The 10,865-nt window shown below is 74.6% G+C and carries 10 protein-coding genes; 6 read left to right on the top strand and 4 right to left on the bottom strand.

Translation table 11 applies throughout. The features are described 5' to 3' along the window. The 3 genes from BLS67_RS13135 to BLS67_RS13125 all read right to left on the bottom strand — a co-directional run. Positions 1-220 (bottom strand): helix-turn-helix domain-containing protein (locus BLS67_RS13135; protein WP_165617573.1); only part of this gene is annotated, 220 nt, incomplete at its 3' end. 120 nt (positions 221-340) lie between these two features. Continuing rightward, positions 341-622, bottom strand: a complete 282-nt coding sequence (locus tag BLS67_RS13130) for an Lrp/AsnC family transcriptional regulator (RefSeq protein ID WP_091245710.1) — start codon at positions 620-622, stop codon at positions 341-343. Next, positions 619-2,460, bottom strand: coding sequence for a DEDD exonuclease domain-containing protein (locus BLS67_RS13125; protein WP_091245709.1), 1,842 nt, complete (start codon positions 2,458-2,460; stop codon positions 619-621). Before BLS67_RS13125 ends, BLS67_RS13130 begins: the two co-directional genes overlap by 4 nt. A 168-nt stretch (positions 2,461-2,628) precedes the next feature. Here BLS67_RS13125 and BLS67_RS13120 point away from each other — a divergent pair, with 168 nt between their 5' ends. The 5 genes from BLS67_RS13120 (at position 2,629) to BLS67_RS13100 (ending at position 8,471) form a co-directional block, all read left to right on the top strand. Beyond that, positions 2,629-4,368, top strand: a complete 1,740-nt coding sequence (locus BLS67_RS13120) for a D-alanyl-D-alanine carboxypeptidase family protein (RefSeq protein WP_091245706.1) — start codon at positions 2,629-2,631, stop codon at positions 4,366-4,368. Between the two features lie 114 nt (positions 4,369-4,482). After that, positions 4,483-4,806: a hypothetical protein gene (locus BLS67_RS13115; RefSeq protein WP_091245701.1), complete on the top strand. Its 324-nt coding sequence runs from the start codon at positions 4,483-4,485 to the stop codon at positions 4,804-4,806. A 299-nt stretch (positions 4,807-5,105) separates the two neighbouring features. Beyond that, entirely contained in the window at positions 5,106-6,074 is a 969-nt protein-coding gene (locus BLS67_RS13110) for a C40 family peptidase (RefSeq protein ID WP_242654058.1), read from the top strand. Between the two features lie 37 nt (positions 6,075-6,111). Then, a complete protein-coding gene (locus tag BLS67_RS13105; protein ID WP_091245698.1) occupies positions 6,112-7,347 on the top strand; it encodes a M48 family metalloprotease in 1,236 nt (411 codons plus the stop codon). Continuing rightward, positions 7,335-8,471, top strand: coding sequence for a glycosyltransferase family 4 protein (locus BLS67_RS13100; RefSeq protein WP_278247132.1), 1,137 nt, complete (start codon positions 7,335-7,337; stop codon positions 8,469-8,471). Before BLS67_RS13105 ends, BLS67_RS13100 begins: the two co-directional genes overlap by 13 nt. Here the strand turns inward: BLS67_RS13100 and BLS67_RS13095 are convergent. Further along, complete coding sequence (locus tag BLS67_RS13095; protein WP_207500540.1) at positions 8,468-10,273, bottom strand: AMP-dependent synthetase/ligase; 1,806 nt, start codon at positions 10,271-10,273, stop codon at positions 8,468-8,470. The genes BLS67_RS13100 and BLS67_RS13095 overlap by 4 nt on opposite strands. A gap of 154 nt (positions 10,274-10,427) precedes the next feature. Here BLS67_RS13095 and BLS67_RS13090 point away from each other — a divergent pair, with 154 nt between their 5' ends. After that, positions 10,428-10,859: an SRPBCC family protein gene (locus tag BLS67_RS13090; RefSeq protein ID WP_091245847.1), complete on the top strand. Its 432-nt coding sequence runs from the start codon at positions 10,428-10,430 to the stop codon at positions 10,857-10,859. Positions 10,860-10,865 lie beyond the last annotated feature (6 nt).

Here is a 10,865-nt window from a genome sequence, read left to right as displayed (position 1 = left end):
TCACCAGCGACGTCCGGGTCGGCTGGCGGTGGGGTCGTGAGCTGCGGTCGGCCATGCCGGCCGGGCCCTCGGCGCGGTAGCGGTGAGCCCATTTTCGGGCCGTGGACGGATCGACCATGAACATCTCCGCGGCCGCCGCCACCGGCCACTGCTCGACCACGATCAACCGAGCCAGCCGCAACCGGGCACGTGGGGTCAAGGCAGCGTTAGCGTGGGACACGAGGGCCTCCGGTCTGTGAAGCGGTTCCTAGACAGCTCCACTTCACACCCGGGGGCCCTCCCCATCTCAACGACAGTCCCCGATCACCTCAGCTCGGGACAACGTCCCTGGACATCACAGCTAGTCGAGCCCGATGGAGAAGGCCGACTCGAGGTCGTGCTGGGAGTAGGCGCGGAAGGCGATGTGGGTCTTCGTGTCCACTACCCCGGGCACCTTGTTGATGCGACCGGCGATCACCTCGGCGATCTGCTCGAACTCGCGCACCCGGACGAGGGCGATGAGGTCGGTCCCGCCGCCGGCGACGGAGTAGACCTCGCTGACCCCGTCGAGGTCGGCCAGGGCGGTCGCGACCTCGCCGATCGCATCGGTCGAGGCGTCGATGAGGACGATGGCGGTGATCACACCCCCGAGGCTAGCGCCGCGGGACGACCACGACCGGTGCGGCCGCCGCCGACCCGCTCGGGTCGGGCCCGGGTACCCAGCGACCGCCCGTCGGCGAAGGGGTCGCGGGCCGCCCGGCCGGCGTCGACCAGCTCGAGGAAGCCGCGCAGCGGCCCGGTGCCCGGGGTGGCGCAGGCCAGCGTGCCGGTGACCTCGACGAGGCGGGTGCCCGGCTTCTCCATCCAGCGCAGCACCAGCTCGGTCTCCTCGACCGAGGCGGCGAGCTGGCCCTCGGTGTCGGGCACCGTCTCGGCCGTGGTCTTCAGCTGCTGCAGGTAGGCCCGGACCGGTGCACCCCGGACGGCGACCCCGGCGGCGACGAGGCGGCCCCGACGGACGACCGACAGCGCCCAGCCCCCGGAACCGTCGGGTCGGGCGAGGGTGAGCTCGGGGACCCGGGCCAGCAGGGCCAGCCGTTGGCGGCGGTGCAGCGCCCGCACGAGGACGGCGATGCGGTCGCGCAGCACGGCGGCGTCCTCGAACCGGCCCTCGACGGCCAGCCGCTCGACCCGGCCCAGGAGCGGCGCGCACAACGGGGCGGGGTCGGTGGCGACGGCGGTGGCGAGGACCGCTGCGGTCTCGGCGTAGTCGGCGCGGCTCTGCGCCCCGGTGCACGGCGCACCGCAGCGGCCCATGCCGGCCAGTGCGCACGCCGGGTGGTCGGGTGAGGGCACCAGCCGGCCGCCGCACCGCCGGAGCGGGAGCGCGTCGTGCACCGCGTCGACGGCGGCGTCGGCGGCCCGCCGATCGGCGAAGGGCCCGAGGAAGACCCCGGCGCCCGGCGCCACCCGTCGCACGACGGACAGCCGGGGGAACGGTTCGTCGGTCAGCCGGATCCACAACGCCCGTTCGGGGAAGCGCGACCGCTTGTTGTAGCGGGGCTTGTGCCGCGCGATCAGCCTCAGCTCGCGCACCGAGGCCTCCAGGTCGTGCGCGCAGGGCAGGGTCTCGACCCGTTGGGCCAGCCCCACCATCTCGGTCATGCGGCTGCGCTGCTCGCCGGCGGTGAAGTAGCTGCGCACCCGGGACCGCAGGTCGGTGGACGTGCCGACGTAGAGGGGCTCGTCGCGGGGGCCGCGGAACACGTAGACCCCGGGCCCGTGCGGCACGTGGGCGGCCAGGTGCCGCTTGCGCCGGCGCTGCGGGTCGACCTGGCGGGTGAGACCGGTCAGCTCCTCCAGGGACGTGACGCCGAGGGGCCCCAGGCGCTCGAGCAGCCCGTGCAGGACGTCGACGGTGGCCCGGGCGTCGTCCAGCGCCCGGTGGGTGGGCGTGGTGGTCGCGGAGAAGAACGGGGCCAGCGTGCCCAGCTTGCAGTTGGGCACCTCGTCGCGGGTGAGCAGCCGACGGGCCAGCACGGCGGTGTCGACCGCCGCGAACGGGGGCCAGGGCAACCCCGACGCGGCGCAGGCGGCCCTGAGGAAGCCGAGGTCGAACGGCGCGTTGTGGGCGACCAGGACGGCGCCCCGGGCGAACTCCAGGAAGTGCGGCAGCACCGACCCGATCTGCGGGGCGGCGGCGACCATCGTGGAGGTGATGCCGGTGAGCACGCTGATGTAGGGCGGGATGTCGCGGCCCGGGTCGACCAGCGTGCCGAACTCGCCCAGCACCTCACCGCCCCGGACCCGCACCGCGCCGATCTCGGTGATCGCGTCGGTGTGCGCCGAGCCCCCGGTGGTCTCCAGGTCGACGACCACGAACGTCACGTCGGGGAGCGGGGTGCCCAGGTCGTCGATGGACACCTGCTCGAACCGGGCGGAGCCGGTCGGCCGGACGGGGGAGGGGAGCTGGCCGGTCACGGGGCGGACGCTAGGTCGGGGGTCCGACACTCCTGGTCGCCGCCGGGCACCCGAGCGGGTGGTCGACGCCCGCCCGACGTGCACCCGCCCCTGCCCGTGGGCACAATCACCTGGCCGTGGTCCGCGGCACGACGACGGCGTCGTGCGCGACCGGTCGAGGAGGTCCAGGTGCGGTCGCGGGTGGGGTCCTCCGGCGCGGTGCTCGTCGGCGCGGTGCTGGTGGGTGCGGTGCTGTCGGTGGCCCTCGTCGCGGTGCCCGGCACGGCGTCCGCGGCGCCCAGCGACCAGCCGGGCGGTACCACCGGCATCCTGGACAGCGCCGAGCTGACCGCGCTGCAGGACCAGGCGGCCGACGTCCAGGGCGACCTGCAGGAGCGCCAGGCCGCCGTGACCGCCGCGCAGGACCGGCTGGCGCAGGCGCAGCAGGCCGCCGACGCCGCGGCCGCCGAGGTCACCGATGCCGGGACGACGTTGGCGCAGGAGCAGGCCGTCGTCTCCCGCTACGCCTCGGCGGTCTACCGGGACGGCGGTGCCCCCTCCGCGTTGTCCCTGCTGCTGGCCGGGGGCGATCCCGGCGACGTGGTGTCCGCGCTGGGCTACCTCGACGTCATCGACTCCGGCACGGACGCGCTGCTGCAGGCCGCCGAGGACCGCCGGCAGCAGGCCCTGGCGCAGCAGGCCTCGGCGGACACGGCCCTGGCCGACAGCCAGGCCGAGGCCGACGCCGTCGCCGCCCAGGTCGGCGACCTCGAGGCCGCCGCGGCCGCGGTCACCGACCAGCTCGACGAGGCCCTCGGCGCGGTGGACCGCCAGCTCGCCCAGCTGCAGGCCGAGCAGGTGCAGGTGAACCAGCAGACCGCCGCCGCGTGGCAGGGCTACGTGGCCTCGCTGGCGGCCGCCGGCATCACCCCGCCGCCGGCCGCGGCGCTGCGCGACCCGACCGCCGGCGTCCCGGGTGGGCTGGTGCCCGTCGGCGGCTCGGCCGGGACCGCCCAGGCCGGTGCCGCGCAGCTGCCGCGCCAGCCCGCCTCGCTGCTGGTGCTGCCGGCCGAGACCATCGCCGCCGTCAGCGCGGCCATGACCGACCTCGGGCTGCCGTTCGCGCCGGGCACCGCCGGCCCGGACTCCTACGACTGCGGGTCGCTGGTGCAGACCGTGTACGGCGCGGCGGGCATCGCCCTCCCGGCGACGCAGGGCGACCTGTACGCCACCACCTCGCCGGTCGCGGCGGCCGACGTCCTGCCCGGCGACCTGGTGTTCCTGGGCACGGCGGAGTCCGGGCTGTCCCACGTGGGCATCGCCCTGGACCCGCAGACGATGCTCGCCGCCGACGGCCGGGCCGGTGCCGTGGTGGTGCGCGGTCTGCCGGCCGACCAGGTGCTCGGCATCGGTCGCCCCAGCGTGGCTCCGCGGGCCGCGGTGCCCGTCCCGGGACCGACCGGGGGTGCGCTGGCCGTCGAGTGCGGCAACACGGTCTACCCGTCCACCTACGACGGGAGCCGCTCGTGGGGCGGCTACCCCAACGGGCTCATCCCGCCCTCGGCGCTGTGCCCCCTGGGGGTCGCCGGGCACGCGCTGCGCTGCGACGCCGCCGCGGCCTACCGGGCGATGTCCGCGGCGTTCGCCGGCGCCTTCGGCCCGGCGCTGTGCATCACCGACTCCTACCGGAGCTACGCCAGCCAGGTCACCCTGTACGGGCAGAAGCCCGCCCTGGCGGCGGTGCCGGGCACCAGCAACCACGGCTGGGGGCTGGCGGTCGACCTGTGCGGCGGGGTCGAGTCCTACAGCACGCCCCAGTACGCCTGGATGGTCGCCAACGCCGGCCGCTTCGGGTTCATCCACCCGACCTGGGCCGACCAGGGCAACGGGCGCGAGGAGCCCTGGCACTGGGAGTACGCCGGCAGCTGAGCCGGCGCCCGCGGTGCGCGGGCGCCGGAATTGTCGGTGGTCGCTCCTAGCGTCCGCGGCGACGGACCGAGTGGTCCGGCGACGCGCTCCCCACCACCTGCCAGGAGGCCCGACGTGCTCATCGACTGCGACACCTGCACCGTCCGCGGAGAGGGCTGCGGCGACTGCGTGGTCAGCGTGCTGCTGGGTGCTCCGCCGGGGTTCCGGGGCAGCGCCCCGACCGTCGTCCCGCTGGGTCGTCGGCCCTCGCGGCCGGTGCAGCCTGCCCTGCCGGGCATCGAGGCGGCGCTGGGTGACGCCCTGGTCTCCGGTCCCACCCGGCGGGGCAGGGTGCTGGAGTTCGACGACGTCGAGCGGCGGGCGCTGTACGTCCTCGCGGAGCTCGGGCTCGTCCCGCCCCTGCGGCACCGTGCCCCGGCCAGCCGGGACGCCGGCTGACCCGCCGACACGCCGGCGACACACCGCGGCGCGTCGAGCCAGGTGCGGATCATGCCGAAACCACACTCGTGGGATTAGCAGATCGAGCGCCCAAAGATCCGTCTGTGACTCTTCGTTTCGATCCGATCACGCCCGTAGCGTGGTGGTGACCGGTCGAGCCGGAGCCGCCTGACCCCAGGGTGGTCTCGGCCGGGGTGCAGGAGCACGCACGACCCGTGGACCTCCCCGCTCGCCCGATCTCCGTGGCCCAGCCCGCTCCCCGCGCATCGCGTGGCCCGATTCGGCTCGCCCGCTGGGCAGTGCTGACCGGTGTCGCCGGCCTGGCCCTGGCGCTGGTGCCCGGCGCCGCGGTGGCCGCTCCCGGGCAGGCCAGCACCCCGGAGGAGGCGACCCGGCTGGTCGCCGACGCCACCCACCAGCTCGAGGTGGTCACCGAGCAGGTGAACGACGCGCAGGTGCAGCTGGCCCAGCAGCAGGCCGCGGCCGCTGCCGCCGCGCAGACCGTCGCCGACGCCCAGACCCAGCTGCAGAGCCTCGGTGCCCAGCTGGACGAGGTCGCCGTCAGCGCCTACACCGGCAACCCCTCCGGCTTCGCCGCCCTGCTGACCAGCAGCTCCCCGGAGGACTTCATCGCCCAGGTCGGCACGCTCGACCTCATCGCCGGCCACACCGACGACCTGATGACCCAGGTGTCCGCCGCGGCGCAGACCGCCGCCGACGCCCGGTCCGCCGCCGACGCCGCCGCCGCGCAGGCCCAGCAGACCCTCGACCAGGTCGGTGCCCAGCAGGCGGACCTGCAGCAGCAGATCACCACCTACCAGGCCCAGTTCGCCGCGCTCAGCACCACCCAGCAGGCCGCCGTCGTCCAGGCCACCAGCGGCCCCGAGGTCGAGGCGCCCGCGGCCGTGGTGGCCGACACCGCTGCTGCCCAGACCGTGGTCGACACCGCGATGGCCCAGCGCGGCGACCCCTACGTGTGGGGCGCCGGCGGTCCGGGCAGCTTCGACTGCTCAGGCCTGACCGCCTACGCCTACGCGGCCGCCGGCATCTCGCTGCCGCACTCCAGCGCGGCCCAGGCGCAGCTGGGCTCCCCGGTGGCGCGGGGTGACCTGCAGCCCGGCGACCTCGTCTACTTCTACTCACCGGTGAGCCACATCGGCATCTACATCGGCAACGGGATGATGGTCCACGCGCCGACCTCGGGCGACGTCGTCAAGGTGTCCAGCATCGACATGTCCGGCTACGCCGGCGCGCGCCGCCTGCTCTGACGACGGGCCGGCGGGTGCCGGCTCGTAGGGTGCACGGGTGGCTCCCCGTCGGCTCGCGCTGCTGACGGCGCTCCTCCTCGGCATCGCGCTGGTCCTCGTGCTGTGGCTGCGCATCCCGTGGGCGCCGACCCCGCAGGTCGCCGACCCCACCGCCGGGTTGACCACCGACCAGCTCGGCCGCGCGGACGCCTTCGCCGCGGCGATCCGCCCGGCGTCGGTGGCCAACCTCCTGCTCGGCCTGCTGGCCAGCGGGGCGCTGGGGCTGACCCGGACCGGCGCCCGGTGGATCACCGCCGTCGCGCGCCCGCTGGGCGGCGGCTGGTTCTGGCAGGTCGTGCTCGGCACCGTGCTGCTCACCCTGGTGGGCCGGCTCGTGACGCTGCCGCTGAGCGGCTACGGCGAGGTGGTCCGGCACCGGTACGGGTTGTCCACCCGCAGCTGGCCGCTGTGGGTGCGCGACCTCGCGGTCGACACCGCGATCACCGCGGGCCTGACCGCGCTCGGGCTCCTGCTGCTGGTGGGCCTGGCCCGTCGAGCACCGCGGACGTGGTGGGCGTGGGCCGGGGCGGGTGCGGCCGGGCTGGTCGTGGTCGGGTCGTTCCTGTACCCGGTGGTCATCGAGCCTGCCTTCAACGACTTCACCTCCATGCCGGAGGGCCAGCTGCGCACCGACCTGCTCGCCCTGGCCGACGAGAACGGCACGCCGGTGCAGGACGTCCTGGTCGCCGACGCCAGCCGGCGGACCACGGCCCTGAACGCCTACGTCTCGGGGTTCGGCTCCACCCGGCGGATCGTCGTGTACGACACCGTCCTCGACCAGCTGCCCGACGCCCAGGTCGAGTCGATCGCCGCGCACGAGCTGGGCCACGTGGCCACCGACGACGTCCTCACCGGCACGCTGGTCGGCGCCCTGGGCGCCGGTGCCGGGGTGGCCCTGCTCGGCTGGCTGCTGGGCAGCGCGCCGTTGCTGCGGCGGGCCGGGGCCCCGGGGGCCGGTGATCCGCGGGTGGTCCCGCTCGTGTTGCTGCTGGTCGCCGTGGGCACCCTGGTGTCGACGCCGGTGCAGAACGGGGTGTCCCGGCAGCTGGAGGCCCGGGCCGACCAGCACGCCCTGGACCTCACCGCCGACCCGGAGTCCTTCGCCGCCGTCATGCGCCGGTTGGCCGTGGCCAACCTCAACCAGCCCGACCCGCCGGCGGTCTGGCAGTGGTTCTTCGGTTCGCACCCGACCACGGCCCAGCGGGTCGCCGCCGCCCAGGAGTGGTCACGCTGACCCGCACCCTGGTGGTCACCAACGACTTCCCGCCGCGGCAGGGCGGCATCCAGACCTTCGTCGCCGCCCTGCTGGACCGGGTCCCGCCGGCGGACGTCGTGGTGCTGGCGTCGACCTCGGCGGGGGCGGCCGAGCACGACGCCGGGTTGCCCTACCGGGTGGTGCGGCTGCCCACCGCGATGCTGCTGCCCACCCCGCGGACCGGCCGGGTGGCCGCCGACCTGGTCCGCGAGCACCGGGCCGAGACCGTCGTCTTCGGGGCGGCCGCCCCGCTGGGTCTGCTGGCCCCCGGGCTGCACCGGGCCGGTGCGACCCGCAGCATCGGCATCACGCACGGCCACGAGACCGGCTGGGTGGCGCTCCCGGTCGGGCGGCAGCTGCTGCAGCGGATCGCCTCCGGCGTCGACGTCCTCACCTACATCTCCGACTTCACCCGCGGGAAGCTGGCACCGGCCCTCGCCCCGCGGGCCGAGCTGCGCCAGCTGTCACCCGGGGTCGACACCGCCCGGTTCCACCCCGGGGCCGACGGCGCCGGCGTGCGCGAGCGGTACGGGCTGGGGCAGGCGCCGGTCGTGGTGTGCGTGTCCCGGCTGGTGCGGCGCAAGGGCCAGGACGTGCTGGTCGAGGGCTGGTCGCAGGTGCTCGCCCGGCACCCCGACGCACGGTTGCTGCTGGTGGGCGGCGGGCCCGACGAGGCCCGGTTGCGGCGCCTGGTCGACGCCCGCGGGGTGGCCGGTTCCGTCGTCCTCACCGGACCCGTGGCACCGGTGTCGCTGCCCGAGCACTACGCCGCCGGGGACGTCTTCGCCATGCCCTGCCGGACCCGACGGGGCGGGCTGGACGTCGAGGGGCTCGGGATGGTCTACCTGGAGGCGGCCGCCTGCGGGAAGCCGGTCGTGGCCGGGACGTCCGGGGGAGCACCCGAGGCGGTCCGCGAAGGCATCACCGGGCACGTGGTGGACCCGCGGTCACCGGGCGAGGTGGCCACCACGATCGCCGACCTGCTCGACGACCCGGCCCGGGCGGCCGCCCTGGGGGCAGCCGGCCGGGCCTGGGTCGAGGAGCGGTGGTCGTGGGAGCGCATCGGCGCGCAATTCGCCGACCTGCTCCGTCCGCCGGCCTAGGAGGCCGGCGCCTTGGCGTAGAGCGCCTCGACCTCGTCGGCGTACTCCTTCATCACCACGTTGCGCTTGAGCTTGAGGCTCGGGGTGAGGGTGCCGTTGTCCTCGGTGAAGTCGACGCCCAGCACGCGGAACTTCCGGATGCTCTCGGCGTGGGAGACGGTCGTGTTGGCCCGGGTGACGGCGGCGTCGATCTCGGCGAGCAGGTCGGGGTCGTCCCGCAGCTGCTCGGCCGTCAGCGAGGTGTCCTTGCCCTGGGCCTTCAACCAGCCGGGCAGGGCCTCCTCGTCGAGGGTGATCAGGGCGCCGATGAACGGCTTCTGGTCACCCACCACGATGCACTGGCTGACCAGGGCGTGGGCCCGGATGCTGTCCTCGAGACCGGCCGGGGCGACGTTCTTGCCGCCGGCGGTCACCAGGATCTCCTTCTTGCGCCCGGTGATCTTCAGGAAGCCCTGGCTGTCGAGCTCACCGATGTCGCCGGTGTGGAACCAGCCCTCGCCGTCGATCGCCTCGGCGGTGGCCTTCTCGTTCTTCCAGTAGCCGCGCATGACGATGCCGCCGCGCAGCAGCACCTCGCCGTCCTCGGCGATGGTGGCGTCGGTGCCGGGGAGCGGTCGGCCGACGGTGCCCATCTTGAAGGCGGCGTCGTGGTTGACCGCGGCCGCGGCGGTGGTCTCGGTCAGGCCGTAGCCCTCGTAGACGGTGACGCCGATGCCACGGAAGAAGTGGCCCAGCCGCTCGCCGAGCGGGGCGCCGCCGGAGATGGCGCCGACGCACCGGCCGCCCAGCGCGGCGCGGATCTTGCCGTAGACCAGGACGTCGAAGAGCTTGTGCAGCGCCTTGAGCTGCAGCGAGGCACCGCCGGTGTCCTGCGCCCGGGACCAGTCGACGGCGGTCTGCGCCGCACGATCGAAGATCTTGCCCTTGCCGCCCTCGTCGGCGGTGGCCTTGGCCTGGTTGTAGACCTTCTCGAACACCCGCGGGACGGCGAGCACGAAGGTCGGCTGGAACCGGCCGAGGTCGCCCACGAGGTCCTTGATGTCGGGGGTGTGCCCGACGACGGTGCGGGTGCGGATCGCCCCGACCTGCAGGACCCGGGCGAGCACGTGGGCCAGCGGGATGAACAGCAGGAGCGAGCCGTCCATGTTCATGAACCGGCCCAGCAGCGTCATGCCGTTGCCGATCTCGAACAGGAAGTTCGCGTGCGTGAGCTCGCAGCCCTTGGGCCGGCCGGTGGTGCCGCTGGTGTAGATCAGCGTGGCCAGGCTGTCGGGGGACAGCGTCGCCCGGCGGGCGGCCAGCTCGCTGTCGGGCACCTCGTCGCCGGCGGCGGTCAGGGTGCGGAGGATGTCGTCCTCGATGACCCAGAGCGGGCCGAGCTCGGGCGCCTGGTCGCGCACGGCGTCGACGGCCGAGGCGTGCGCGGCACTCTCGACGACGATGGCCCGGGCCCCGGAGTCGCTGAGGATCCAGCCGATCTGGTCGGGGGAGGAGGTCTCGTAGATCGGGACGACGACGCCGCCGGCGGTCCAGATGGCGAAGTCCAGCACCGTCCACTCGTACCGGGTCTTGGCCAGCAGACCCACCCGGTCGCCGGCCTGCACGCCGCCGGCCACCAAGCCCTTGGCGACCCCGCGCACCTGCTCGGCGAACTCGGCGTAGGTCACGTCGACCCACCGGTCACCGACCTGGCGACGCAGGCCGACCTGCTTCCCGGCCTCCTCGGCGTTCAGGGTGACCATGTCGGGCAGGGCCTCGTCGGGTCCCACCGTGTAGGTGGGGGGGACGCTCAGTTCGCGCACGCCGGTCCTCTCCTCCCCGCGCGGAGGTACCAGCCTCGTCGCCGGCCTGCGGACGCGGGATCGTGGACTCCCAATCTACCGGGGCCTCCCTACTGATGAGTAGGTGACCTGCACCGGAGGGCCGCGGGACGGGCTCGGCGACTACCCTGCGCGCATGGCCGACCAGTCCACCCAGTCCATCGTGATCGACGCACCGGCGTCCGCCGTGATGGCCGTGATCGCCGACTTCCCGGCGTACCCGGAGTGGGTCTCGGCCGCCAAGACCGTCGAGGTGCTGGGCACCGGCGCCGACGGGCGGGCCGAGCAGGTGCACTTCGTGCTCGACGCCGGTGCGGTCAAGGACGACTACGTGCTGGCCTACACCTGGGACGGCGACCGACGGGTGAGCTGGACCCTCGTGCAGGGCCAGATGCAGAAGCGCCAGGACGGCAGCTACACCCTCGTCGAGTCCGGCGGCACCACCGAGGTCACGTACGCGATCAGCATCGACCTGTCCATCCCCATGCTCGGCATGATCAAGCGCAAGGCGGAGAAGGTCATCCTCGACACCGCGCTCAAGGAGCTCAAGAAGCGCGTCGAGGCCTGACCCGAC

The organism is Klenkia soli (genome assembly GCF_900103975.1).
GTDB classification, from domain to species: domain Bacteria; phylum Actinomycetota; class Actinomycetes; order Mycobacteriales; family Geodermatophilaceae; genus Klenkia; species Klenkia soli.
The sequence above is the reverse complement of the archived record's forward strand: the minus strand, read 5'-3'. Positions and strand labels throughout refer to the sequence as shown.

Excerpts from the sequence above, each read along its gene's own strand:
- BLS67_RS13090 (WP_091245847.1), top strand. The coding sequence starts at position 10,428 with ATGGCCGACCAGTCCACCCAGTCCATCGTGATCGACGCACCGGCGTCC.